Genomic DNA, 24873 nt, shown 5'->3' with positions numbered 1-24873 from the left:
GGGTCCCTCGTACGCCGGGGCGGTGAGGACACCGCAGGCAGCTCATCCGCGAAGGGGATCAGGGACAGTGTCGCAGCAGCCGGGACTCGACGAGCTCACCCCCGTCAAGCCGCGCACCACCCCCGAGATCATCGCCGACCGGCTGCGCGAGCAGATCGTCTCCGGCGCCTTCGCACCGGGCAGCCGGATGGTCGAGCCGCAGCTCGCGACCCGCCTCGGCGTCAGCCGCGGCCCGGTCCGCGAGGCGTTGCAGCGCCTCGTCCAGGAGGGGCTTCTGACCAACATCCCCAACCGGGGCGTGTTCGTCGTCGAACTCGACGCCGCGGACATCACCGACATCTACACCGCACGGCGCGCGATCGAGCGCGAGGCGGCCACCCTGCTGCACCGCGGCAAGTCCCAGACGCACCTGGACCGGCTCGCCGCCGTGGTCGAGGAGATGAGGTCCCTGGCCGGGCGAGGCGACAGCCGCCTCATCGCCGAACAGGACCTGGCCTTCCACAGCGCGCTCGTCGACGCCGCCGAGAGCCCGCGGCTCAGCAAGATGTTCACCACCCTGCTCGCCGAGACCCGGATCTGTCTGGCCGGCCTGATGGACTTCTACCCGGAACAGAGCCTGCTCGTCGCCGAGCACCAGCACCTGCTGGCCCTGATCCAGGGCGACGACGAGCGGGCCCTGCTGGACGCCGTCGACGCGCACCTGGACTCGGCGGTCCGCGACCTGACGCGCACCGACGAGGCCTGAAACCGAGCCACTCGGGCCTTGGTGAGGGCGCGGAAAATCAGACGCGGTTGTGGCGGCGGCTGTGCCAGGATGGCGCATTCGCCCGGACCCGTTCGACACAGGAGCGTTCGATGACGGTACCGTCCCGCCTGGTTCCGCTGCTGGAGCAGTTCGACTTCGCGCGCGAGCGCCTCACCGACCGCATGACAGGGCCGGTCATGGACAGCGGCGACGGGACGGACACCAAGGTCGGCCCCATGACCGACGAGGAATACCTCTGGGAACCGGTACCCGGCTGCTGGTCGGTACGGCGACGCGTGGACGGGCCGGGTCCGCGCGCGACGCTCCTCGCCGGCACCGGCGACTGGGGACGCGACGCCGCCTCCTACCCGCACCCGTGGCCGCCGCCCTTCACCACCATCGCGTGGCGCTTGAGCCACCTCAGCGAGATGCTGACCCTGCGCGCCGACCACACCGCCGGCGGTCACGCGCTGACCCGGGACGACTATCCCGTCCGCGCAGACGCCGCAGGGGCGATCGCGGCCTTCGACGCCGGTGCCGAAGCCTGGCGCAAGGCGCTGCTGAGCGCTGACGACGCCGCACTCGACACCGTGGGGTACTGCACCTACCCGCACGGCAGCGACTCGGAGGAGCCGTTCATCGACATCGTGTGGTGGGTCAACCAGGAACTGCTGCACCACGGGGCCGAGGTCGCCCTGCTCCGCGACCTCTACCGTGCCCAACCGCACTGACTGATCACCGCCTTTTCGACAGGAGTTCGTGCACGGTGTCCCAGAAGCCTCAGGCCGCCTCCGCCCAGGACGGCCGCTCCGGCCTGCGGGCCGACTGTGCGAACTGCTTCGGCCTGTGCTGTGTGGCGCTCCCGTTCACCGCGTCGGCGGACTTCGCGATGGACAAGAATGCCGGCACGCCGTGCCCGAACCTCCAGGAGGACTTCCGCTGCGGCATCCACACTCGCCTGCGGGACAACGGCTTCTCCGGCTGCACCGTCTTCGACTGCTTCGGCGCCGGGCAGAAGGTCTCCCAGCTCACCTTCGCCGGTCGCGACTGGCGCGGCGCCCCTGACACCGCCCGGCAGATGTTCGACGTGTTCGGTGTCATGCGCGGGCTCCACGAACTGCTCTGGTACCTGACGGACGCGCTCGCCCAGCGGGCGGCGCGCTCGATGCGCGACCAGCTGGCCAAGGCGCGGGACGAGATCCGGCGCCTCACCGAGGTCCGTCCCGAAGAGCTTGCCGCACTGGATGTCCCGGCGCTGCGCGGCGAGGTCAACGAACTGCTGCTGCGGGCCGGCGAGTTGGTGCGTGCCCAGGTCCGCGGACGCAGGGCCGACCACCGGGGAGCCGACCTCATGGGCGCGAAGCTGCGCGGGGCCGACCTGCGGGGCGCCAACCTGCGCGGGGCCTACCTCATCGGGGCCGACCTCCAGAACGCCGACCTGCGGTGGGCCGAACTGATCGGGGCGGACTTCCGGGGCGCCGATCTGAGCGGCGCCGACCTCACCGGGAGCGTTTTCCTCACCCAGCCGCAGGTGAACGCGGCCAGGGGCGACGCCGCCACCAAGCTGCCCGCAGGGCTTGAGCGGCCCTCGCACTGGCATCCCGGCTCGTCCTCCCCCAAGAGGAGCAAGGGGAACGCCAAGGGCAAGCGCGGCGCGGTACCCCGCCGGGAGCCCACCAGCCGCAGGTCCCGGGGCGGGGCGTTCTGAGCACGTTCAGTGGGCGTGGATCGAGCCCCACGCGAAGTTCTGCCCGAACCCGGTGCCCGAACCTCCCGTGTACACCTGGTTGGTGGCGTAGTACGTGGCCTTCACATCCGCGTTCGCGTTGATCTCCGTCTTGGTCAGCCCGGAGCCCCAGACGCTCCAGATCACCCAAGGGCTGCGGCTCAGCGCGTTCGAACCTCCCGCCGTGATCGGCACGTTGAACGTCTCCGCGAGCATCCGCGGCTTCGCGTAGTCGACCAGCCCCGTGTAGTACACGTGTGTCAGGTCCGAGGCGGCCGGGTTGTAGTCGTCGACGGCGACGACGTCGACGAGGCCGGCCCCGGGGTAGTAGTCCCACGGCACGTCGTTCCCCTGCGGCTGCCAGGCGTTGGGCGACCAGACGAAGATCAGGTTGTGCAGGCCCTTCGTCTTCACCAGGTAGTCGTACGTGATCCGCCACAGCTTCTTGTAGGAGGCCGGGGTCTTCCCTCCCCACCAGAACCAGCCGCCGTTCATCTCGTGGTACGGCCGCAGCAGCACGGGAACGTCCCACGCGGCGAAGTACGAGAGCGCGGCCGCGAGAAAGCCCAGGTCCGCCAGGAGCGCCCGGTACTCGGGGGTGTCCGACTCCCAGTCGACCACGCGGTCGAACCACGCCTGGTCGGTGGTGAGCGTCGCCACCGGGTAGGACGCGTTGCCGCCCGGGTGCCCGCCCTCGACCTGGGTGAGGACCCGGCTCCAGGACTTCACCGAGGAGCCGGGGTACGGCTGGTGGAAGCTCATGCCCACGATTCCGGCGGCCGCGCCGCCGTTGGCGAGGGTGGCGCTGGTGCCGTCGAGCCGGACCATGGTGCCGCCCGGGTTGTAGGTGCCGTCCGCCGCGCGCGGCAGCCCCTTCCACACGCCGAAGGCGAGGTCGACGGCGTCGTCGGTGTACTGCCACTGCCGCTGCCCGGTCGGCAGCCCCAGCGGCCGGTTGTAGGAGCGGTCCCCGTACGTTCCCCAGCCGGTCGCGCCGTACCCGGGCCCGAGGTCGATCTCGACGAAGCCGGGCAGCTTGCCCGTGATGTCCCGGGCCTTCTTGTAGTAGTAGCCGGAGAACGTCGTGCCGCCCGTGTCCCCGTAGCTCGCGTTGTACAGCTCCTGCTGGGTCTCGATGTGCTGCCCGACGATCGTCATCGGGCGGTTACCGGAGCGCGCGGCGTTCTCCAGTGACACCAGGTGGTCGTACACCGTCCGCGCGTTCGGCGACGCCGCCGGGTCGCGGCCCGTGAGCCTGGGTGCGATGAGCGGCGCGGCGGCCCGCGCCACTCCCGGCACGACCGACGCGGCGGCTGCGGTGCCGAGGGCGGTGACGAACGTACGTCTGCGCAAGACTCAACCTCCATGGGGCGGGCGGATCCAGAAGTTCAGGGGTGTGGCGTGTGGTGGATAGAATCGCAGGTAGTGAAGAGCGGCGCAGTTTCGCCCACGGGCACCGCAGCGGTGCGGAGCCGTCATGACAGCCAATGACATGAGCCTCTACACGGGGCAGCCCTCCGGTCCGGTCGGAAAGCAGATCGCGGGCTACCGGGTTGAGCAGGTGCTCGGCCGTGGTGGCATGGCCGTCGTCTACCGTGCGAAGGACCTGCGCCTGGACCGTACGGTCGCGCTCAAGCTGATCGCCCCGGAGCGTGCCCGCGACGACACCTTCCGACGCCGCTTCACCCACGAGTCGCGCGTGGCCGCGGCGATCGACCACCCGCACATCGTGCCGATCTTCGAAGCCGGTGAGACCGACGGCGTCCTGTACATCGCCATGCGTTACGTCTCCGGTCTCGATCTGAGGGCCCTGCTGGACCGGGACGGTCCGCTCCCCGTCGCGACCGCCCTGCGCATCGCCGCCCAGGTGGCGTCCGCACTCGACGCGGCCCATGAGCACGATCTGGTGCACCGCGACGTCAAGCCCGGCAACATCCTGGTCGCCGCGGGCACCGACAGCGATCACCCCGAACACGTCTACCTCACGGACTTCGGACTGACGAAGAAGTCGCTGTCGCTCAGTGGCTTCACCACGGCGGGCGAGTTCGTCGGCACGCTCGACTACATGGCGCCGGAACAGATCTCCGGTCGGCCCGTGGACGGCCGGTGCGATCTCTACAGCCTCGCCTGTGTCGTCTACGAAACCCTCGCCGGCTGCCCGCCCTTCGAGCGTGATGAGGACGTGGCACTGCTGTGGGCGCACCAGTACGACCAGCCGCCTCCCCTCACCGACAGGCGGCCGGGGCTCGCGCCCGCCGCCGCCGACGTCATGGCGAAGGCCCTGGCGAAGGTCCCCGAGGACCGTTACGACTCCTGTCTGGAGTTCGTGGCGGCGCTGCGCGTCGCCACCGGGCAGCACGCCCCTGCGCCGTCCTCGAAGGACCCCCGGCCTCGCCGAATCTCGGCGAACCTCTGGCCGCCACCGGAGCCCCCGGCCTGGGCCCGGCCGGTCTTCCGCGGCCCGCCCGGCGGGCCGTAGACCGCTGCGCGCGTCGGCGGACGGCTTGATGTGAACCGAGTGGCCAAACCGGGTGGCCAGGCCTCACAGGCCCAGGGAGATGGCCAGGCGGGTCAGTTCCGCCGTGCTGTTGATGCCCAGCTTGGCGCGGATGCGACGGAGGTAGGCGTCGACGGTGTGCTTGGAGAGCCCCATGTGGCGGGCCGTCTGCAGATAAGTGCGTCCTGCGGCGATGTGTCGCAGTGTCTCCTGCTCGCGCGGTGCCAGCGCGGTCGCGGGGGCTTCGGCGTGCGGCGTGGTGATGGTGAGGCTCATGGGTTCTCTCCGGTGGACCGGCCCGGGCGTCTCCGCTCACAGCCTCGGAAGCGGGGAACATGTGCCGGAATGTCGCTTTTGTCCCGTGACTCAAAAGCCTGCCTGCGCGACTTCATGACGGTGTCCGGGGACTGTCACAGGCGTGTCACAGGGCGCGTCAAGCTGCCCGTGTCCTCAGTACCCGGCGAGGGACTGCTCGGCCCAGATGGTCTTGCCGATCGGCGCGTGCCGGGTGCCCCAGCGCTGGGAGAGCTGGGCGACCAGCAGCAGGCCGCGCCCTCCCTCGTCGAAGGTGCGCGCACGCCGCATGTGCGGGGCGGTACTGCTGGAGTCGGAGACTTCGCAGATCAGGGTGCTGTTCTCGTGAATCAGCCGGAGCTGGATGGGCGGTCGGCCGTAGCGGATGGCATTGGTGACCAGTTCGCTGACCATGAGTTCGGTGACGAAGGTGGCCTCCTCGAGCCCCCAGGCCGCCAACTGGTCGGCGGCACGCTGACGGGCCTGGGCGACGACGGAGGGGTCGGGTGGCAGGTCCCAGACGAGGACCCGGTCGGCGTGGAGGGCGCGGGTGCGGGCGATGAGCAGGGCGATGTCGTCCTCGGGACGGTGGGTCAACAGTCCCGTCAGTACCCGGTCGCACACCGTCTCCAGCGTGGAGGCGGGACGGGAGAGGGCCGCGAACATGCCGTCCAGGGCGTCGTCGATGTCGTGCTCGCGGGTCTGCAGCAGACCATCGGTGTAGAGGGCCAGGATGCTGCCCTCGGGAAGCTCGGTCTCCACCGTCTCGAAGGGCAGGCCTCCCAGCCCCAGCGGCGGGCCGACCGGGACATCGAGGAGATACACGGCGCCGTCGGGGGAGACCACGGCGGGCGGGGGGTGGCCGGCCCGGGCCAGGGTGCAGTGGCGGGAGACCGGGTCGTAGACCACGTACAGGCAGGTGGTGCCGATGCCCCCGGCGGCCTCTCCGGCGCCTTCCGTCCCGGACTCGTCGGCGGACAGATGGATGATGAGGTCGTCGAGGTGGGTGAGCAGTTCGTCGGGCGGCAGGTCGACGTCGGCCAGGGTGCGTACCGCGGTGCGCAGTCGGCCCATGGTGGCGGCGGCACGCATGCCGTGGCCGACGACGTCGCCCACGACCAGGGCCACCCGTGCGCCGGACAGCGGGATCACGTCGAACCAGTCGCCGCCCACGCCGGACGCGGTACTGGCCGGCAGGTAGCGGGAGGCGATCTCCAGTGCCGACTGATCGGGGAGCGTCTGCGGCAGCAGGCTGCGCTGCAGAGTCATGGTGTTGGTGCGTTCCCTGGCGTGCCGGCGCGCGTCCTGCATACTCACGGCCGCCCTGGTCGTGAGCCGCTCGGCCAGCCTCAGGTCCTCCGACTCGAAGGGCTCCCGGCGCTGGTGACGGCCGAAGATCGCCATGCCCAGGGTGACACCGCCGGCCCGCAGCGGCACCGCCATCAGCGAGTGGGTCCCGTACTCGCGGATCCGGGCGGCCCCGGGGTCCTGGGCCACCCATCGGGCGATGGCCGAGTCGTTGGTCCCGTACACGGCGCCGCGACCCGCGGTCAGACACTCGGCGGGAGGTGACAGCGGCGGGTAGACGATCATTCCGCCGACCCCGACCGGGGACTCCGGGCTTCCTTCGAGGACCGAGCGCACAGCCGTGCGGCACATGGTGACCGGGCCCGCCACCGGGCCGGGAGGCGGCTCGTCGCCGCGCGGGGGAGGGTCGAGCAGGTCGACGGCGACGAAGTCGGCGAGCCGGGGAACGGTGACGTCGGACAGTTCCTGCGCGGTGCGGGCGCTGTCTGGGGTGGTGCCGATGCGGGAGTCGGCGTCATACCACAGGGACGCCTGCGACCGCGTGGTCTCCAGTCCGGCCCGGTCGTGCGCGGTCAGGCACACGGCTCGCACCTGGCCGTCCGGGTCCCGCAACGGGTCCAGCGAGGTCGCCCAGTCATGTTCCGCGCTCGTACCGGTGGGGCGGATGAAGGCCCCCACATGCCGCGGCTCACCGGTCTCCAGTACCAGGCGCATCCGCCGTTCGGTCTCGTCGCTCACGGGACCCGGGGCGATGTCCGGCAGACGCAGCCCGCGCATCGCGTCCTCCGACAGGGACAGCGCGCGCTCCATGCCGGCATTCGCCCGCATCAGTCGCAGGTCCGTGTCGAAGACCGCCAGGAGGCAGGGGGACTGAGTGAACGCCCATTCCCGCATGGCCTCGCTCCAGGGCGTGCCGGGCCTGCCTGGCACGGGGGCCACCACGAGCCACTTGCCGGCCCCGCCGGTGGACGTCCAGCCGTGCGCGAGAAGGGCGACGTCCAGCCGGTGGCCGTCCCGGTGCCGCAGCGCCACGGTGCCGCTCCACCGCTCCTGCGGGGCGGGGCCCGCCGCGCCGGATCGCTGACGGCATCGGCGAGCAGACGGGCGGCGGGCAGCCCGATGACTTCGGAGGTCACATAGCCGAGCAGCCGACGGGCACCCTCACTCCATCCGATCACGATGCCCTGCTCGTTGATGGTGGCCGAGGCGGTGTCCGCCGAATCGCGGGAGGGGTCCGTCTCCTCCGGCCGCTCACCAGGAGAGATGGGAAATGGTTCCATCGCCGCTCATCTCGCCCTCGCTGTTTCCGCTGTCCCCACGGGGAACCCGCACGCCAAAGGACTCCACTGACAAGCATGATTTAGCGGGGCCAGGAGCACCAACGCAGTGCGAGGACAAGGGCGAGACAGGGCGCTGTCCGTGGCGGCGGCGGTCAGGCGGCGGGGGCCGCGCCCAGGTGCCGCAGCTCACGCGCCAGCGCGGTCACGGCACGGCGGATCTGGTCGGGCGAGTGGTCGCAGGTGATGAAGAAGCGCAGCCGGGCGAGTTCCTCGGGTACGGCCGGATAGAGGATCGGGTTGACGCTGATGCCCTGCTGGAACAGGGCCTGCGCGAGTCGCAGTGTCCGCAGCGAGTCCCCGACGACGCACGGGACGATCGGCGTGTCGTGACTGTCACCCGCGTTGACACCCGCCTCACGCGCGAGGCCTGCGAACAGCGCGGCGTTCGCGGAGAGTCGCACCACCCGCTGCGGCTGCGCACGCAGCATGCGCAGGGCGGTCAGGGACGCGGCGGTGTCGGCCGGGGTCATGCCGGCGCTGTAGACGAAGCCCGGAAGGGTGTAGCGGAGGTACTCGACGACCGAACGGTTCGCGGCGACGTAGCCACCGCAGCTCGCCAGCGCCTTGGACAGCGTGCCCGACCACAGGTCCACGGCTGAGCGGTCGACGCCGAAGTACTCGCCGATGCCGCGCCCCCTCGCCCCGATCACTCCGATGCTGTGCGCCTCGTCGATCATCAGCAGCACGCCGTGCCGGCGCTTGACCTGGACGAGGGCGGGCAGGTCGGCGATGTCGCCGTCCATGCTGTACACGCCCTCGATGACGACGAGGACCCGCCGGTACTGGTGGCGGACCTGAGTGAGCAGGGCGTCGAGGGCAGCCGCGTCGTTGTGCGGGAAGGGCCGCCGGGTCGCGCCGGAGAGCTTGCAGCCCTGCAGGATGCTGTCGTGGGCGAGGGCGTCATGGACGACGAGGTCGCCCGGCCCGACGAGGTGCCCGATCACGGTGACGTTGGTGGCATGCCCATTGGCCAGGGTGATCGCCGCTTCGCATCCGAGCAGATCGGCGACTTCGCTCTCGAGTTCCACGTGGAGCCGACGACTGCCGGACAGCAGTCGGCTGCCGGACACCGATGTGCCGCAGCGCTCGATCGCCTCCTTGGCCGGTGACGAAGTCCCCTGCACGGCGGAGCATCGATGCCTCCGGTTCGGATGGCGGGTCGGTCCTGCTCTTGCGCACGACGGTCGATTGCCACCGTGCCCGGAGGAAGGGGGAGGCCGTAGTCCCGGCTGTTCGTTACTTGACAGCAGCTGGGTGGGGCTTCACCAACGTCAGGCCTTTACGACTCCAGGCCTACAAGTTCAGTGATCACCACCACCACCACCGCCATTACCACCACCGCCATTACCACCATCACCACCGCCGTCGTTGTTGTTGTTCTGGGGTTCGGAGTTGGTGTCGTTGGGTTGGGGGTTGGAGTCTGGCCCGTCGTTTGGGTTGGTGTTATTGGGTTCGTCGTTGGGGTTGGGGTTGGTGTTGTTGGGCGGGTTGTTGTTGGTGTTGTTGTCAGGGTTGGTGTTGTTGGGCTCGTTGTCGGGTGTGGTGTTGCTAGGCGTGTCGTTGTTGGGGTTGGGGTTGGGGTTGGGGTTGGTGTTGGGCTCGTTGCTGTCCGACTCGTTTTCGGGGGTGGTGTTGTTAGGCGTGTCGTTGTTGGGGTTGGGGTTGGTGTTCGGCTCGTTGCTGTCCGACTCGTTGTCGGGGGTGATGTTGTTGGGCGGGTTGTCGTTGGGGTTGGTGTTGGGCTCGTTGCTGTCCGGCTCGTTGACGCCGGGCTTGTCGGCGGGCTTGTTGCTGTCGGGCTCCTCGTCGGTCTTGTTTTCCGGCTTGTTGCTGTCCGGCTTCTCAGCGGGCTTGTCGCTGTCGGGCTTGTTGCTGTCCGGCTTCTCAGCGGGCTTGTCGCTGTCGGGCTTGTCGGCGGGCTTGTCGCTGTCGGGCTTGTCGGCGGGCTTGTCGCTGTCGGGCTTGTTGCTGTCCGGCTTCTCAGCGGGCTTGTCGCTGTCGGGCTTGTTGCTGTCCGGCTTGTCGGCGGGCTTGTTGCTGTCGGGCTTGTCGGCGGGCTTGTTGCTGTCGGGCTTGTTGCTGTCCGGCTTCTCAGCGGGCTTGTCGCTGTCAGGCTTGTAGTCCGGCTTGTCGCTGTCCGGCTTCTTCTCGTCCGGCTTGGTGCCCTCGGGCTTGTCGTGCGGTGGCTCGTTTGCCGGCGGCAGTGGCCAGTGCTTTTCCGGCGGAGTCGTCTTCTTGTCGTGGTCGCCGTGGTCACCCGAGGGGCGGCTCACCCAGTCCTGCTCCTTCTGGTCGTAGATGACGAATTCCTTGATCTTGGTCTCCGAGCGGTTGATCACCACGACGTTCTGCGGCCGGTATCCGGACCAGGCGCTCCCCTTCTGCTCGGGCGCACCAGACGGGGCGACCGCACCGGCGAGCGGGTTGCCACAGGCGCAGCGCACCTTCGGCTGTCCGTGGCCATCGACGAGGACGGCCGTGCCGGACTGGAGCACCGCCTGGTAGCTGGTGGAGGCGCCGTCGCGATAGCCGTGGTTGGTGACGCGGGTGTCGGCACGCAGCAGCACGGGTGTCAGCGACCGCAGATAGCCAGGAACCGCGGACTCCTCAACACCCAGAACCGAGCCGAAGGCCTTCTTCTTCGCCCTGTCGGAGTTCAGATAACGGATCTGCTTCTCCACGTCGCAGCTGGCGGTGTTGCGGCTCCCGCCGTAGAGGCCGGGTTCCGATCCCGTCACGCTGCGCAGGGAGTTGTTCCCGCCGGGAGGTGTGCTGGGTGCGGCGGACGGCAACGACGAGGTCGTGTTCGCGGTCGACGGGGTGTAGGGATGCGGCCCGGTTTCGCTCGTCGGCTGCAGGATGACCTCGCTGGCCTGGGCCGGTCCGCCGCCCGGGCGGATGAAGACGAGAGCGAGGACCACACCGACGACCAGGGCGATGATTCCGGTGATCCGTGCCATGGATCGCCGCCCCCAGGGGCCCTGCCCGCCTCCGCCAGGTCGCCGCTTCGGGCTGCCCGGTCCCTCGGGCCCTCCTGGCCCAGCCGGTCCATGCGGCCCGCTGCCGCTGGGCGGCGGCGGTGGCGGCGGTGGAGGAGGTACTGCCGATTCGCCGGACGGACGACCGGCGAGGGGACCGGACGGAGGCCCGGTGGGGTGTTCTGACTGCGGTTCGGAACTCACGGCTTCCCCTCCCGCCGGGCGTTGGGATCGCATAACTGGAAGCCCTGTTACAGCTTATGTCTCTTTAGGCGAAGTTCACCCCATTGGTCCATTGTCCGTCACGGGCATGGCTCCGCACATTTCGTAGCCCTGAGGTGCCCGCGGGTCGGGTCAGCGGGATTCGTCCGGCCAGTTCACGACCTTCGTCGGCGCCGGGGCGCCGCCGTCGGGCTGAGTCGGCGTCGGGGTCGGAGGCTTGTCGCCGGCTGGTTTCGGTGGCGTCGCCGGGGCCTCGTCGGAGGACGGGGCGGACGAGACCGCGTAGGTGCCGATCCGGGTGCCGTCGCAGTACATCCAGCGTTCCTGCTCGACGTCGTACAGCCACGCCGCCTCCCCGTCGATGACCAAACCGGCCCGCAGTCCGCGTGTCCGCTGCCGGAAGGCATCGCCGTCCGCCTTGCCTGCCGCCATGTCCTCCACGGCCAGCCAGTAGCGGTCGAGCGACTCCCTCAGGTGGGCCAGCAACGGGCGCGGGTCCGCCGTGCGCGCGGGCGGTGCTCCGGCCGTGGGTGGGGTCTGCGGCACGGGGACCAGCAGGCGGCCGTCGACCCAGGCCGACCAGCCGTTGTGGCACATGATGCGTCCCCAGTCGCCGAGCCGTTCGATCAGCTGGACGGGCAGGAGTGGGTCGAGCGGCACGGTCGGCCGGGATGCGTCGGGGGTCTCCCAGGCGGCCAGTCCGTCCTTGGGTGCGACATGGGTCGGAAGGAAGTCGGCGTCGGGGGTGGCCATGTCGTCCGCTTTCGTCACTTCGGCATGATCGCGGGCTCGTGCGCCCGGGTGACCTCGGCCGCGATCATGGAGTCCCGCTCGATCTCGATCGAGCGCGGGTTCGGGCAGGGTTTGCGGACCGCTCTGCCCTATCTGGAATTTTAGCTTTCCGTACTTTTTGTCGCCCGATGGCCTTGGTGGGCCGTCGGGTAGGCACGGCCGCGTTGCCCTCGCCGGCCGCCGGCCGGAGCACGGGCTGCCAGCGCTTCCAGCAGCAGTTCCACGGCCTCCTCGAAAGAGCTGTCCGCCATACCCGGCAGTTCGTGGTGGACTGCGGTCAGTGCCGGGTACGACGCGGGATCCAGGCCCTGGTAGACATCGGCCCACGCACGCTGGTCGGCCTCACGCTGGTGCCGTGGGAGCGCATGGAACGCCGCTTCCGTGGCGGCGTGACTGAGGACGGTGTCGATGAACGCCAGATAGAACCGCGTCGCCCGGGCGGGTTCGAAGCCCGCGGACAGCAGCAGCGCGATGCCCGTCTCCACGGCCCGGATCTCGTTCTCGCGCCGGGTCACCCGGGACGAGGCCATGGCGGCCGCCCGGGGGTGGGCCAGGTATCCGGCGCGCACCCGCAGCGCCATCTCCCGAAGCGAGGCCACCCAGTCGTCCCCGGGAACGAACCCCGCCATCGCGTCACCGATGATCCGGTCGGCGATGGCGAGCACCAGGTCGTCGGTGCCGTCGAAGTAGCGGTACAGGGCGGTCGGATCGCACCCCAGGGCCGCGCCGAGCCGACGCACGCTGAGCGCCTCCGGGCCGTGCTCGCCGATCAGCCGCAGAGCGGTGTCCACGATCAGGTCCTCCGACAGCAGGACCCCGGAACGGGTGGGCCGTCGGCGTTTGCGCTCGTGGGGGACACGGGTCGGCATACCGGGCTTCCTCTCGTTCGGCGTCGGCCGCGTACGGCGTACCGCAGTGAACGGCTGCGGACAGCCTTATGTCAACAGGATTGACTGAACCTGGACCCCGGCGGTTCCATCACAGTCCCGCGCGGCTCTGCTCCCGTCCCCTCACCCGAGGAGCCTCCATGTCGTCCGTACCGCTTCCGCCTGCCTCCGACGGGCAAGGCCCGGTCCTGCGCCGTTCCCTCGGCGTCGTGGACGGTGTCGCCATCGCCGCGTCCAGCACCGCCGCCACCACCAGCATCGCCATCGGCATGGGCACGATCGCCTCCGTCGTGGGCCTCCAGGCCCCGGCGCTCCTGCTGCTGGCGTTCCTGCCGGTGCTCGGCATCGCCACCGCCTACGCCCGCCTCAACCGCTCCGAGCCCAACTGCGGCAACGGCTACGTCTGGGTCGGCAAGTCCCTCGGCCCCTGGCCCGGCTTCCTGACCGGGTGGGTCACCCTGGTCGGCTCGATCATCTTCTGCGCCTACACCAGCGCGGTCATGGGCTCGGTCGTGCTGATCCTCGCCAACAGATCCGGCCTGCACAGCCTCGCCGGCGTCACGCTCGATCCGACGTCCACCGGGGCCAGTACGGCGGTCGGGCTGATCGTCCTCCTTGCGCTCGCCTTCCTGACCGTCACCGGGATGCGGGCCGCCACCCGTTTCCAGTTCGCCCTGCTGGTCTTCGAGTACGCGGTGCTGCTGGTCTTCTGCGGCTGGGCCATGGTCACCGGCGAGCAGTCCTTCTCCCTGTCCTGGTTCAACCCCTTCGCGATCTCCGACGGCACCGCCTTCGCCCAGGGGATGGTCCTCGCGGTGTTCTTCTTCTGGGGCTGGGACGCGGCCTTCAGTGTCACCGAGGAGACCCGGAGCCCGGGCGACTCCGCCCGCGGCGGGTTCATCGCCCTGTTCGCCATGCTCGGCCTGTTCCTCTTCGCCTCGGTCGCCTTCCAACGCGAGATGAGCCTGACCGAGCTGATCCAGAACGGCCCTCAGGCGCTTCCGTACCTCGGCGGGAAACTGGCCGCCGAGCCGTGGGCCACCCTGCCCCTGATCGCCCTGATGTTCTCCGCGGTCGCCTCCGTCCAGGCCACCCTCATCCCCACCGCGCGCGGCCTGCTCGCCATGGGCCGGGACCGCACGATGGGCCCGGTGTGGACCCGGATCCACCCCCGCTACGGCACCCCCGCCGCCGGAACGGTCGTCGTCCTGGCCATCGCCACCGTGATCGCCCTGCTCGCCGTCGCGATCCCCAAGCTGAGCGACATGCTGCTGGCCGCCGTCAACGCCATCGGCCTGATCGTCGCCCTCTACTACGGCCTCACCGCGCTCGCCTGCGTCGTCCGCTTCCGCTCCGCCCTGCGCGCGGGCCCGCGCGAGGCGCTGCTCGCCGTGGGTGTGCCCGCCGCGTCCAGCCTGGTGCTGCTGGGCCTCGGCGGCTACCTCGGATACTCGTACCTCACCATGAGCGACCACTTCGAACTCAGCCCGGACAACGGCTGGTTCATGTTCTCGCTGCCCGCCGCGGTCGTCCTGGCCGGCCTCGGCATGGCGGCCGTCGCCAAGTACGTCCGCCGCTCCCCGTACTTCACCACCGGGCACGGCACCGACGCCGAAGCCCTGACCCTGCCGATGGACCGCACCGCGGTCTGACCTCTGCCCTCACGGAGTTCACCCCCATGTCACACCCCCAGGCCACGGGACCCGCCGACCTCGTCCTGACCGGCGGCCCCGTCCACACCGTCGATCCCGCCCGCAGCCGCGCCACCGCCGTGGCCGTGCGCGGCGGGCGGATCGTCGCCGTCGGCCACGACGAGGTGCACCAGCTGACCGGACCGCACACCGAGGTCGTCGACCTCGCCGGAAAGCTGCTGCTGCCCGGCTTCCAGGACGCCCACGTGCACCCGCTGGGCGCGGGCATCGAACTCGGCCAGTGCCATCTCGCCGACACCGTCGACCCCGCCGAGTATCCGCGCCGGATCAAGGCGTACGCCGACCAGCACCCGGACGTCGAGTGGATCACCGGCGGCGGCTGGTCCCTGGAGGCGTTCCCCGGCGGCACGCCCACGGCCGCCGCCCTCGACGCGATCGTCCCGGACCGGCCGGTCTTCCTGCCCAACCGCGACCACCACGGCGCCTGGGTCAACAGCCGCGCCCTGGAGCGCGCCGGCATCGACGCCCGCACCCCCGACCCCACCGACGGCCGGATCGAGCGCGACGCCGACGGAAACCCCACCGGCATGCTCCAGGAGGGCGCCGTCCACCTCGTGGGCCGGCTGGTGCCGGACCCCACGCCCGAGGAACAGCTCGCCGCGCTGCTGCGCGCCCAGGCCGTGCTGCACTCGCACGGCGTCACCGCCTGGCAGGACGCCATCGTCGGCGCGTACGCCAACATGACGGACCCGGCGCCCGCCTACCACGCGGCCCTCGACCGGGACCTGCTCACCGCCCGTGTCGTCGGCGCCCTGTGGTGGGACCGCGAGCGCGGCGCCGAACAGATCCCCGAACTCGTGGTCCGACGGGAGGAGTTGAGCCGGGACCGGTTCCGCGCCACCACCGTGAAGATCATGCAGGACGGCATCGCGGAGAACCACACCGCCGCCCTGCTGGACCCGTACCTCACCGGCTGCGGCTGCGCCTCGGACAACAGCGGCATCAGCTTCGTCGAGCCGGGAGAGCTGCGGAAGTACGTCACCGAACTCGACGCGCTGGGCTTCCAGGTGCACTTCCACGCCCTCGGCGACCGGGCGGTGCGCGAGGCGCTGGACGCCGTGGGGGCCGCGCGGGAAGCCAACGGGTGGCGCGACACCCGGCACCACCTGGCGCATCTCCAGGTCGTGCACCCGGACGACATCCCCCGCTTCCGTGCGCTGGGCGCGACCGCCAACCTGCAGATGCTGTGGGCCGCCCACGAACCGCAGATGGACGAACTCACCCTGCCCTTCCTCGGCGCGGAACGCGGCACCTGGCAGTACCCGTTCGGCGACCTGCTGCGCGCGGGCACGACGCTGGCCGCCGGCAGCGACTGGCCCGTCAGCAGCCCCGATCCACTCCAGGCCATCCACGTCGCCGTCAACCGCGTCGCCCCCGACGCCCCCGGGCACACCGCGGCCTTCCTGCCCGGGCAGCGGCTGGACCTGGGAACCGCCATCGCCGCGTACACGGCGGGCAGCGCCTACGCGAACCACCTCGACGGCACAACCGGCAGCATCACCGTCGGCAAGTCGGCCGACCTCGTCGTACTCGACCGAGACCCGTTCACGGGCCACCCGGAGGAGATCGCCGCCACCCGGGTCCTGCAGACGTTCGTCGAGGGGCGTCGCGTCCACGCCGCACCGGATGCGTGAACGACGGCTCCGACGGCCGGTCGCCCGCGCAGGTGCCGCAGAAGTCCTCTCCGCATGAGCCTGGGGGGACCTGTCACTCCCCCGAACGGTGGTCCCCGGCACCGCAGGGCCTGCCACCTCGCCCCGCTCTCGCGGAACCTGGAGGGGTCGGCTCCACCGACGAGGCCGCCGCGCGGCCGCTTTCCTCCTCGGCCGCCAGGCCGGCTCCCTCACGGGCGCCGACCTGCTGAAGGACGGCGGCATGACCGCGGCACTGGGTGACCGGCCAGGAGCCGACACGTCCCTGTATACGGAGGATTCATGACAACCGAACCCATGACCGTCCTGGTGGTCGGCGCGACAGGCAGCATTGGACGCCTGGTCGTGGCCGAGTCCATCGCTCGCGGTCACACCACCCGGGCGCTGGTACGCGACGCCGCGAAGGCCGGACGGCTGCTCCCCGCCGAGACCGAGCTCGTCGTCGCCGACGTCACGCGGCCCGAGACGCTGCGCAAGGCCGTGGCCGGCGTCGACGCCATCGTGCTGACCCACGGATCGGAAGTCACCGCCCACTCCTCGCCGGAGAGCGTCGACTACGGCGGAGTCCGCAACATCCTGACGGCGCTGGCCGGACAGACGCCGCGCATCGCGCTCATGACCGCCATCGGCGTGACCGCCCGCGGCAGCGCGTACGACCATCTCCTCGACTGGAAGCGCCGCTCCGAGCGCCTCGTCCGCGCCAGCGGGCTGCCGTACACGATCGTGCGGCCGGGCTGGTTCGACATGAACGGCCCCGACGAGCACCGTCTCGTGTTCCTGCAGGGGGACACACGGCGCACCGGCAACCCCTCCGACGGTGTCATCGCCCGCGAGCAGATCGCCCAGGTGCTGGTGCGGGCCCTCACCGCTCCGGAAGCGGTGCGCCGGACCTTCGAACTGGTCGCGGAACAGGGCCCCGCCCCCGGTGACATGGGCCCGCTGTTCGCCGCGCTGGACCCCGATGCGCCCGGCGCTCTGGACGCGGTCGGGGACGAGGCCAACATGCCGCTGGAGCAGGAGCCGCGCCGAGTCCGCGACGACCTCGACGCCGTCAGGACGCCCGCCGGCTCCTGACCGGCCAGGTGCTGGAAGGACCTCGGCGCGTAGTCGATCGTCGCCTCGAACGTGTGATGGGGGGCGGCGGCTCAATCGGTGAGGCGGGACAGGTGGTGGTCGACGAGTGCCTCGGCCTCCTCCGGAGTGCGGTGGCCGAGCAGCACCGCGTCGCCCAGGCCGGCGACCAGGGCCAGCAGCAGGTCCGCCTCGACCGTCGGGTCCAGGTCGGCGGACAGGTCGCCTGTCGTTCGTCACCGGTGACGCGAGGTTCGTGCTGGTGAAGGAGTCCTTCGGCACCGCGGCTGCCGCGCTGATCTGCTCGTCGGCTGTGCGAGCCGTACGCCACTGGTGCTGGTGGCCGTGCGGGCCGGGTCGAATCAGGCGAAGCGTGCGGAGATCGACCGGCTGTGCACCGAGGTGCCGCAGTTCCGGCAGGCGTTCGTGCGGATGTCGGCGGCGTGGGGAGTCGGCCTGCTGCTGGAGGCGGTGCTGCGGGTGCCGCTGGTGTACGTGCTGTCGACCGACGTGATGACCGGCCTCAGCGTGGTACTCCTGCTCACCGTGATCGGCCTGCTGTCCGCGTGGACCGCGTCGTACGCGAACCGGGTCCAGTCCCGTTACGCGGACGCCAGGGGGACAGCAGACCAGGACCCGGCGCCGGCCCCGACGAACTGACGCGGCGCCGCTGACAGGCCGTGCCGTGGCAGTTCGGAGCTGGTGCGCGGGTCAGGAGCGCCTGCGCGGGGCGGCGTGCTGCGCGTCGGTGACGTGCTCGGCCCACGCGGGCTCAGGGCTGTACGAGCACCTTCAGGGCCTCGCGGTCGGCCATGGCGCGGTAGCCGTCGGGTACGCCGTCCAGGCCGACCGTCCGGTCGAAGACCCGGCCCGGCTCGACCCTGCCCTCCAGGACATCGGGGAGCAGCTCCTCGATGTACGCACGGGCCGGGGCGACGCCACCGGTGAGGGTGATGTTGTTCATGAACTCCGGGAAGCCCATCGGGACCTCCGGGTACTGGGGAGCACCGACCCGGCTGACCACGCCGCCCGGCCGGACCACCCCGAGGGACGTCCGCAGCGCGGGGAGGGTGCCGACGCACTCCAGGACGGCGTGGGCGCCGTGCCCGCCGGTCAGCTCGCGCACCCGCTCGATGCCTTCCTCGTCGCGCTCGGGGACCACGTCCGAGGCGCCGAAGTCCCGGCCGAGGTCGGTCCTGCCCTTGTGCCGCCCCATCAGGATGATCCGCTCGGCGCCGAGCCGCCTCGCCGACAGTACGGCGGACAGGCCCACGGCTCCGTCACCGATCACGACCACCGTCGTACGAGGTCCGACCCCGGCCGTCACCGCGCAGTGGTGGCCCGTGCAGAGCACGTCGGACAGGGTGAGCAGCGAGGGCAGCAGGGCGGAGTCCTCGCCGACCGGCACCTTGACCAGCGTGCCCTCGGCCTGCGGCACGCGCAGGGCCTCGCCCTGGCCGCCGTCGATGCCGTTCATGGCCCACATCCCGCCGTGCAGGCAGGAGGTGTGCAGTCCCTCCCGGCAGAACTCGCAGGTGTTGTCGGACCAGACGAACGGCGCGATCACCACGTCGCCGCGCCGGAGCGTGGACAGGTCCGAGCCCGTCTCCTCGACGACGCCGAGGAACTCGTGCCCCATCCGCTCGCCCTGCTCGGAGGGCTCCATCGACGCGTAGGGCCACAGGTCGCTGCCGCAGATACAGGCCCGCAGGACGCGCACGAGCGCGTCGGTGGGCTGCTGGATCTTCGGGTCCGGGACATCCTCCATACGGACGTCGCCGGCTCCGTACATCAGTGCTGCTCGCATGAGATCCACCCGATCGAGTCGACTACAGGGTCCGGCATCCGAATGACTCACGACCCCCCTGCGAAGCCGTGCGGGCACGCAAGCCCGCACAGACCGAAGTCCCACTTTGCGAGGAATGCATGCAGGGGAGAAAACTCTCCCCTGCAACCGGCTGGAGACGACCATCAGACTGGGCAGGGCCATGTCCTGGCGTGGACCGTGCGTACGCTGTACGCACTGGGAGGTGGTCGCGCGATCCCAGTCCTCGGACAGGTCACGGGCGGCGGGGTGCAGGAAGACGTACGGGCGTCGCCTAGTACTTCTGGTACTTCGCGGGGTTGGCGGGGCGTCGGGTCAGGAGGGAGTCGAGGATCTCACCGGCCCGTACGGCGGTGGTGGACAGCAGGGTGGAGGTCAGGCCGTGGGTGTGTTCGGTGCCGCCCTGGAGGTAGATGTCGGCGGTGACGTTCGGGGCGGTCACCACGCGGTGGTCCCGGCCGACCCTGAGGGTGTCCTCCTCGTCGCGCAGGCAGAGTTTGGCGAGTTCGCCGAGGTTGTCGCCGATGCCCCGGGGCTGGTAGCCGGTGGCGTAGACGAGCAGATCCGAGGCGATGACCTCGCGCTCACCGGTCGGCAGGAACTCCACCGTCACCTGTACGTCGTCCGCGCCGGCCTCGACCTCACGGATGCGGGAGACGTTCATCATCCGCAGCCGCTGCCTGCCCTGGACCTTCTCCTGGTACATCGTCCGGGACAGTGCCTCGATCAACTCCATGTCCACCACCGAGTAGTTGGTGCCGCGGTGGTAGTCGAACAGCGACTGCTTCACCTCGCGGGGCGCGCCGTAGTACAGGTCCACGGCCTCGGGGTCGAAGATCCGGTTGGCGAACGGGCTGTCGTCGGCGGGCGTGTAGCCGTACTTGGCGAACACCGAGCAGATCTCGGCGTCGGGGAAGGTGCGGTGCAGGTAGTCGACGGCCTCGGCGGCGCTCTGCCCGGCGCCGAGCACCACGGCGCGGCGCACGGGCGCGCCCGAGCGCGCGAGTTCGTCGACGCGAGGCAGTAACTCGCTGTTGTGCCAGACGCGTTCGGACCGTTCGGCGCCGGGCGGCAGGTGCGGCTCCAGGCCGGTGGCGACACAGACGCCGCGGGCCCGGCGGACCGTCACCCGCTCCGGGGCGGCCGGATCGCGGCTGGTGACGTCGAAGTACCGGATCTCGCCGTCCTCGGTGACGGGGCGAACGGAGACGACCTCGGCGGAGTACTCGACGAGGGGCGCGACCCGGCCGGCCGCCCACTCGAAGTAGTCGTGGAACTCGATACGCAGGGGGAACAGTGTCTTCTGGTTGAGGAAGTCGACCAGCCGTCCGCGTTCACGCAGGTAGCACAGGAAGCTGAAGTCGCTGGTGGGGTCGCGCATGGTCACCAGGTCCTTGAGGAACGACACCTGCATGGTGGCGTCGTCGATGAGCATGCCGCGATGCCAGCCGAACCGAGGCTGTTTCTCGAGGAACAGGGCCCGGAACCCGCCGTCTTCGCGTGCCGTCGCGCCGTGCTCCTGGAGCGCGATCGCCAGCGCGAGATTGGACGGTCCGAAGCCGATGCCCAGTAGGTCGTGGATGGAGTCCGGTCCGCTCTGCAGTGTCGTCACCGCTTCATCGCCTCCCATGAAGGGGGGACACAGCGTTCCCAAATCCGGAACACAGCCTCCCCCAAGCAGGCACATGCTAGATAAGGTAAGCCTTACCTAGCAATGCCTGAGGAGGCTCATATGCGGGTCGTCATGTTCGGCTATCAGACCTGGGGACACCGGACGTTGCGGGCTCTGCTCGACTCCCGGCACGAGGTGGTCCTGGTCGTCACCCACCCCAAGAGCGACCACGCGTACGAGAGGATCTGGAGCGACTCGGTCGCCGATCTCGCCGAACAGCACGGTGTGCCGGTGCTGTTGCGCAACCGGCCGGGCGACGAGGAACTCCTGCGCGCGCTCAAGGAGGCCGAGCCGGACATCATCGTGGCGAACAACTGGCGCACCTGGCTGCCCCCGGAGATCTTCGACCTGCCGCCGCACGGCACGCTCAACGTCCACGACTCGTTGCTGCCCGCCTACGCCGGTTTCTCGCCGCTGATCTGGGCGCTCATCAACGGCGAGAAGCAGGTCGGGGTCACCGCCCACCGTATGGACGCCGAGCTCGACATGGGCGACATCCTCCTCCAGCGCGCGGTGCCGGTCGGAGCCACGGACACGGCGACGGACCTGTTCCACCGCACGGTCGACCTGATCGGCCCGATCGTGACCGACGCCCTGGACCTCATCGCCTCCGGCAGGGCGGTGTGGACGCCACAGGACCGCTCCCGCTCCAGCTTCTTCCACAAGCGTTCGTCGCAGGACAGCCGGATCGACTGGACATGGCCCGCCGAGGACCTGGAGCGGTTCGTACGGGCCCAGTCCGACCCGTACCCGAACGCCTTCACCCATCACCGCGGCGAACGCATCCGGATCGTCTCGGCCGCCGTCTCCCAGGGGCGCTACGGCGGCACACCCGGGCGGATCTTCATCCGCGAGGGCGACGGGGTGGTCGTCGTCGCCGGCGCCGAGGCGCGGTCCGGGCGCCTGCCCGGTCTGGTGGTCAAGCGGGTGCGGACCGAGGACGGCACGGAGTACGCCGCCACCGACTACTTCCGCACGATGGGCGGCTATCTGACGGCCCGTCCCTGACGGGAGCCGTTGCGGGCGGACCGGTGACCTCGCCGGTCCGCACCGCGTCAGCCGGTCGTGCCCGGGACGGCGACGGCGGCCGAGTCGTCCGTACTGCCCTCGTGGTGACGGCCCATCGGAATCACCATCGGCGTCCCGCTGACGGGGTCCTCGCCGACCACGCACCGCAGCCCGAACACCTCCTGCACCATCGCCGCGGTCACGACCTCGGCCGGCGCGCCCTCGCCCACCACGCGGCCCGCCTTCATGGCGACCACGTGATCGGCGTACCGGCACGCCTGGTTGAGGTCGTGCAGCACCATCACGACCGTGCGCCCCTGATGCCGGTTCAGGTCGGTGATCAGGTCGAGGACGTCGATCTGGTGCGCGAGGTCCAGATACGTCGTCGGCTCGTCCAGCAGCATCACCGGCGTGCCCTGCGCGACCGCCATCGCGATCCAGGCCCGCTGCCGCTGCCCTCCGGAGAGTTCGTCGACGGCCCGGTGCGCGAGGTCGGCCATGGCGGTGGCCCGCAGCGCCTCGTGCACGGCCTGCTCGTCGGCGGCGGACCACTGCCGCCACCACGTCTGGTGCGGTGAACGTCCGCGTCCCACCAGGTCGACGACGGTCAGTCCCTCGGGAGCGACCGGCGTCTGCGGCAGGATGCCGAGCCGCTGGGCGAGGGCGCGGGTGGGGATCGAGTGCACCGAGCGCCCGTCGAGATACACGGCACCGGACTTGGGCGTCAGCAGCCGCGCCAGCGCCCGCAGCAGCGTCGACTTGCCGCACGCGTTCGCGCCGACGATCGCCGTGATCCGGCCGGAGGGGATCACCACGTCGAGGTCCTCGACGACGACCCGGTCGTCGTAGGCCAGGCGCAGGCCCTCGGCGCGCAGGTCGGGGCCGCCGACGGGTCCTTCGTACGCCTCGTGCTTCGATGACACCTTGTCAGCCTCCTGAACCGGCGCGGTTGGCGCGGACGAGCAGCCACAGCAGTACGGGGGCGCCGAGCACGCCCGTGACGATCCCGACCGGAAGCTCCGTGTCCGGGATCAGCTTCCGGGCGATCAGGTCGGACACGAGCACCATCACGGCGCCGGTCAGGCCGGCGGCCAGGGGCGGCGGGACGGCGGTGCCGGCCAGACGCTGGGCGACCTGGGGCGCGGCGAGCGCCACGAACGCGACCGGCCCGGCGGTCGCGGTGCCGAAGGCCACCAGCCCGACGGCGATGAGCAGGACGGCCACCCGCACGGTCTGGACGCGCGTCCCCAGGCCCCGGGCGACGTCGTCGCCGAGTTGCAGGGTGCGCATCTGCCGGCCCAGCAGCAGCGCCGCCGGCACGAGAACGGCCATCGTCAGGGCCAGCGGGCCGATCTGCTGCCAGGTGCGGCCGTTGAGGTTGCCGACCAGCCAGCCGAGCGCGGCCTGCGCCTGGAACAGTTGCCCGTGGGCGATGAGGTAGTCGGTGGCGCTGGTGCAGATCCAGGCGATGCCGACGCCGACGAGGACGATCCGGTAGCCGGTGGTGCCGCGCTTCCACGCCAGGACGTACACCAGCAACGCGGCCGTGAGCGCACCGAGCAGCCCCAGGGCCTGGGTGCCGGCGGCGGTGTCCCAGCCGAGGACGATGCCTGCGACCACCGCCGTCCCGGCGCCCTGGGTGATGCCCATCATGTCGGGGCTGGCGAGCGGGTTGAGCGTCATGGTCTGGAGCAGGGCACCCGAGACGCCGAACGCGATGCCGACGAGCAGCCCCGCCATGGCGCGCGGCAGGCGCAGTTCGTGGACGATCAGCTGCGTTCCGGGATCGCCCGCGCCGACCAGGGCCCGCATCACATCGGTCAGCGGCAGGCCGATGTCCCCGATGGCGGTCTCCACGCAGAACGCGAGGAACGCGGCGGCGGCGAGAACCAGGCACACCGCCACGAGCCGGGGCCGCAGCACGCCGGAGACGGGCGGGACGGCGAGCCGGAAGGGGACGCGGCCGGCGGAGCGGGGGACGGCAGTCCGCTCCGCTCCGTCTCTCCGGCCCGCTCCGGGCGCGAGTTCGGTCGTCATGGGCTCACAGCTCCGCGAGTCGTCGGCGGCGGACCAGGGCGATGAAGAACGGGCCTCCGATGAAGGCGACCAGGATGCCCGCCTGGATCTCGACCGGCCGGGCGATCAGCCGCCCGGCGATGTCCGCCGCCAGCAGCAGGCAGGGCGCGAGCACCGCCGACAGGGGCAGCAGCCAGCGGTGGTCCGGGCCGACACCGGCGTACTGCGCGAGGACACGCGCGATGTGCGGCACGACCAGGCCGACGAAGACGACCGGGCCGATCACGGCGACCGCTCCGCCGGTGAGCAGCGTGACGGCCACCACCCCGCAGACCCGGACCGTTCCCAGCTTCAGGCCCAGCGACTTCGCGACGTCGTCGCCGAGCGCGAGGCTGTTGAGGGCGGGCGCGCAAGCCAGCGCGAGGACCGCGCCGACGACGAGGAACGGCAGGACACGCAGGAGGACTTGGTCGTCCTGGCTGGCGAGCGAGCCCGCGGACCAGAAGCGGTAGCGGTTGAGGGCGTCCGGGTCCGTCAGCGCGACCGCGCTGGTCAGGGAGAACAGCAGGGACGTCACGGCGACGCCGGCCAGCGCCAGTTTCACCGGCGTGGAGCCGGACCGTCCCAGCCCGCCCAGGAGGTAGACCAGCACGCTCGCCGCCAGCGCACCGGCGAAGGCGAACCAGATGTAGCCGTACACCGAGCCGATGCCCACGACGCCCACCGACAGCACGACGGCGAACGCCGCGCCCGCGCTCACGCCCACGATGCCCGGATCCGCCAAGGGGTTGCGGGTGAGGGCCTGCATCAGCGCCCCCGACAGACCCAGGGCGGCTCCGGTGGCGAGGCCGAGGGCGGTGCGGGGCAGACGTACGGACCAGATCACGTTCTCGATACGGGAGTTGGGCGCGTCGCCGAGCAGCGTGTCCCAGACCTCGTCGAGGGGTACGGCGAGCGCGCCGTAGGCCATGGAGAGGGCGCACAGGGCGAGCAGTGCCACGCCGGAGAGCGCGAGCAGTACGACTGCGCGGGGGCCTTTCGCCACCCGGACCGGTGAGGTCCCCACGTCAACTTCCTTTGATGAGGCTTGCCTTAGGCAAGCGTAGAGCGAGACGGGCCGGCGTCCCA

The 24873-nt window shown here is 70.8% G+C and carries 21 protein-coding genes and 1 pseudogene; 10 read left to right on the top strand and 12 right to left on the bottom strand.

Annotated elements, in window-relative coordinates; genetic code table 11:
- Positions 1–67: 67 nt before the first annotated feature.
- The 3 genes from I2W78_RS35710 (at position 68) to I2W78_RS35700 (ending at position 2453) form a co-directional block, all read left to right on the top strand.
- A complete protein-coding gene (locus tag I2W78_RS35710; protein WP_307784014.1) occupies positions 68–745 on the top strand; it encodes a GntR family transcriptional regulator in 678 nt (225 codons plus the stop codon).
- 110 nt (positions 746–855) lie between these two features.
- Positions 856–1476 carry a DinB family protein gene (locus tag I2W78_RS35705; protein WP_196464893.1) on the top strand — a complete coding sequence of 207 codons (621 nt, stop codon included), beginning with the start codon at positions 856–858 and terminating at the stop codon, positions 1474–1476.
- A gap of 35 nt (positions 1477–1511) precedes the next feature.
- The gene (locus I2W78_RS35700) at positions 1512–2453 is read left to right on the top strand and encodes a pentapeptide repeat-containing protein (protein WP_307784013.1); all 942 of its coding nucleotides are present in this window, start codon (positions 1512–1514) and stop codon (positions 2451–2453) included.
- 6 nt (positions 2454–2459) lie between these two features.
- Here the strand turns inward: I2W78_RS35700 and I2W78_RS35695 are convergent, their stop codons facing one another.
- Positions 2460–3824: a glycoside hydrolase family 26 protein gene (locus tag I2W78_RS35695; RefSeq protein WP_196464892.1), complete on the bottom strand. Its 1365-nt coding sequence runs from the start codon at positions 3822–3824 to the stop codon at positions 2460–2462.
- A gap of 124 nt (positions 3825–3948) precedes the next feature.
- Here I2W78_RS35695 and I2W78_RS35690 point away from each other — a divergent pair, with 124 nt between their 5' ends.
- A complete protein-coding gene (locus tag I2W78_RS35690) occupies positions 3949–4950 on the top strand; it encodes a serine/threonine-protein kinase (protein ID WP_196464891.1) in 1002 nt (333 codons plus the stop codon).
- Positions 4951–5013: 63 nt separating this feature from the next.
- Here the strand turns inward: I2W78_RS35690 and I2W78_RS35685 are convergent, their stop codons facing one another.
- From I2W78_RS35685 to I2W78_RS35660, 6 genes and pseudogenes are all read right to left on the bottom strand, one after another.
- A complete protein-coding gene (locus I2W78_RS35685) occupies positions 5014–5244 on the bottom strand; it encodes a response regulator transcription factor (protein WP_196464890.1) in 231 nt (76 codons plus the stop codon).
- A 174-nt stretch (positions 5245–5418) separates the two neighbouring features.
- A pseudogene (locus tag I2W78_RS35680) lies at positions 5419–7850 on the bottom strand (SpoIIE family protein phosphatase).
- 152 nt (positions 7851–8002) lie between these two features.
- Positions 8003–9034 carry an aminotransferase class I/II-fold pyridoxal phosphate-dependent enzyme gene (locus I2W78_RS35675; RefSeq protein WP_307784010.1) on the bottom strand — a complete coding sequence of 344 codons (1032 nt, stop codon included), beginning with the start codon at positions 9032–9034 and terminating at the stop codon, positions 8003–8005.
- A 177-nt stretch (positions 9035–9211) separates the two neighbouring features.
- Positions 9212–10870, bottom strand: a complete 1659-nt coding sequence (locus I2W78_RS35670) for a DUF6777 domain-containing protein (protein WP_196464889.1) — start codon at positions 10868–10870, stop codon at positions 9212–9214.
- Between the two features lie 372 nt (positions 10871–11242).
- Positions 11243–11881 carry a hypothetical protein gene (locus I2W78_RS35665; RefSeq protein WP_374222743.1) on the bottom strand — a complete coding sequence of 213 codons (639 nt, stop codon included), beginning with the start codon at positions 11879–11881 and terminating at the stop codon, positions 11243–11245.
- 122 nt (positions 11882–12003) lie between these two features.
- Complete coding sequence (locus tag I2W78_RS35660; protein WP_196464888.1) at positions 12004–12771, bottom strand: TetR/AcrR family transcriptional regulator; 768 nt, start codon at positions 12769–12771, stop codon at positions 12004–12006.
- A 158-nt stretch (positions 12772–12929) separates the two neighbouring features.
- Between I2W78_RS35660 and I2W78_RS35655 the strand changes: the two genes are divergently transcribed.
- The 5 genes from I2W78_RS35655 (at position 12930) to I2W78_RS35635 (ending at position 17884) form a co-directional block, all read left to right on the top strand.
- On the top strand, positions 12930–14441 hold the full coding sequence (locus I2W78_RS35655) for an APC family permease (protein WP_196464887.1): 1512 nt from the start codon (positions 12930–12932) through the stop codon (positions 14439–14441).
- Positions 14442–14467: 26 nt separating this feature from the next.
- Entirely contained in the window at positions 14468–16135 is a 1668-nt protein-coding gene (locus I2W78_RS35650; protein WP_196464886.1) for an amidohydrolase, read from the top strand.
- 300 nt (positions 16136–16435) lie between these two features.
- Positions 16436–17227 carry an SDR family oxidoreductase gene (locus tag I2W78_RS35645; RefSeq protein WP_196464885.1) on the top strand — a complete coding sequence of 264 codons (792 nt, stop codon included), beginning with the start codon at positions 16436–16438 and terminating at the stop codon, positions 17225–17227.
- A gap of 92 nt (positions 17228–17319) precedes the next feature.
- Positions 17320–17490 (top strand): hypothetical protein, encoded by a 171-nt coding sequence (locus I2W78_RS41790; RefSeq protein WP_374222742.1) that lies wholly within the window; start codon positions 17320–17322, stop codon positions 17488–17490.
- A gap of 73 nt (positions 17491–17563) precedes the next feature.
- Positions 17564–17884: a hypothetical protein gene (locus tag I2W78_RS35635; protein ID WP_196464884.1), complete on the top strand. Its 321-nt coding sequence runs from the start codon at positions 17564–17566 to the stop codon at positions 17882–17884.
- A 112-nt stretch (positions 17885–17996) separates the two neighbouring features.
- On the opposite strand, the gene I2W78_RS35630 is transcribed toward I2W78_RS35635, so the two are convergent.
- Entirely contained in the window at positions 17997–19031 is a 1035-nt protein-coding gene (locus I2W78_RS35630; RefSeq protein WP_196464883.1) for a zinc-dependent alcohol dehydrogenase family protein, read from the bottom strand.
- A gap of 292 nt (positions 19032–19323) precedes the next feature.
- Positions 19324–20661 (bottom strand): lysine N(6)-hydroxylase/L-ornithine N(5)-oxygenase family protein, encoded by a 1338-nt coding sequence (locus I2W78_RS35625; protein ID WP_307784008.1) that lies wholly within the window; start codon positions 20659–20661, stop codon positions 19324–19326.
- Positions 20662–20781: 120 nt separating this feature from the next.
- Between I2W78_RS35625 and I2W78_RS35620 the strand changes: the two genes are divergently transcribed.
- On the top strand, positions 20782–21729 hold the full coding sequence (locus I2W78_RS35620) for a methionyl-tRNA formyltransferase (protein ID WP_196464881.1): 948 nt from the start codon (positions 20782–20784) through the stop codon (positions 21727–21729).
- Positions 21730–21776: 47 nt separating this feature from the next.
- Here I2W78_RS35620 and I2W78_RS35615 read toward each other — a convergent pair whose 3' ends face one another.
- From I2W78_RS35615 to I2W78_RS35605, 3 genes are read right to left on the bottom strand one after another with little or no spacing between them, the layout of a single operon-like run.
- Positions 21777–22652: an ABC transporter ATP-binding protein gene (locus tag I2W78_RS35615; protein ID WP_196464880.1), complete on the bottom strand. Its 876-nt coding sequence runs from the start codon at positions 22650–22652 to the stop codon at positions 21777–21779.
- 4 nt (positions 22653–22656) lie between these two features.
- Entirely contained in the window at positions 22657–23766 is a 1110-nt protein-coding gene (locus I2W78_RS35610) for a FecCD family ABC transporter permease (RefSeq protein WP_196464879.1), read from the bottom strand.
- Positions 23767–23770: 4 nt separating this feature from the next.
- Positions 23771–24811: a FecCD family ABC transporter permease gene (locus I2W78_RS35605; RefSeq protein WP_196464878.1), complete on the bottom strand. Its 1041-nt coding sequence runs from the start codon at positions 24809–24811 to the stop codon at positions 23771–23773.
- Positions 24812–24873 lie beyond the last annotated feature (62 nt).

This window comes from Streptomyces spinoverrucosus, assembly GCF_015712165.1.
Classification (GTDB): domain Bacteria; phylum Actinomycetota; class Actinomycetes; order Streptomycetales; family Streptomycetaceae; genus Streptomyces; species Streptomyces spinoverrucosus_A.
This window is presented reverse-complemented; position numbering and strand designations above follow the sequence as displayed.

Bases quoted from the DNA above. Each gene is read 5' to 3' on its own strand.
- I2W78_RS35660 (WP_196464888.1), bottom strand. From the start codon at position 12,771: ATGCCGACCCGTGTCCCCCACGAGCGCAAACGCCGACGGCCCACCCGT.
- I2W78_RS35630 (WP_196464883.1), bottom strand. From the start codon at position 19,031: ATGCGAGCAGCACTGATGTACGGAGCCGGCGACGTCCGTATGGAGGAT.
- I2W78_RS35670 (WP_196464889.1), bottom strand. From the start codon at position 10,870: ATGGCACGGATCACCGGAATCATCGCCCTGGTCGTCGGTGTGGTCCTC.
- I2W78_RS35690 (WP_196464891.1), top strand. From the start codon at position 3,949: ATGACAGCCAATGACATGAGCCTCTACACGGGGCAGCCCTCCGGTCCG.
- I2W78_RS35620 (WP_196464881.1), top strand. From the start codon at position 20,782: ATGCGGGTCGTCATGTTCGGCTATCAGACCTGGGGACACCGGACGTTG.
- I2W78_RS35705 (WP_196464893.1), top strand. From the start codon at position 856: ATGACGGTACCGTCCCGCCTGGTTCCGCTGCTGGAGCAGTTCGACTTC.
- I2W78_RS35685 (WP_196464890.1), bottom strand. From the start codon at position 5,244: ATGAGCCTCACCATCACCACGCCGCACGCCGAAGCCCCCGCGACCGCG.
- I2W78_RS35650 (WP_196464886.1), top strand. From the start codon at position 14,468: ATGTCACACCCCCAGGCCACGGGACCCGCCGACCTCGTCCTGACCGGC.
- I2W78_RS35655 (WP_196464887.1), top strand. From the start codon at position 12,930: ATGTCGTCCGTACCGCTTCCGCCTGCCTCCGACGGGCAAGGCCCGGTC.
- I2W78_RS35610 (WP_196464879.1), bottom strand. From the start codon at position 23,766: ATGACGACCGAACTCGCGCCCGGAGCGGGCCGGAGAGACGGAGCGGAG.
- I2W78_RS35645 (WP_196464885.1), top strand. From the start codon at position 16,436: ATGACAACCGAACCCATGACCGTCCTGGTGGTCGGCGCGACAGGCAGC.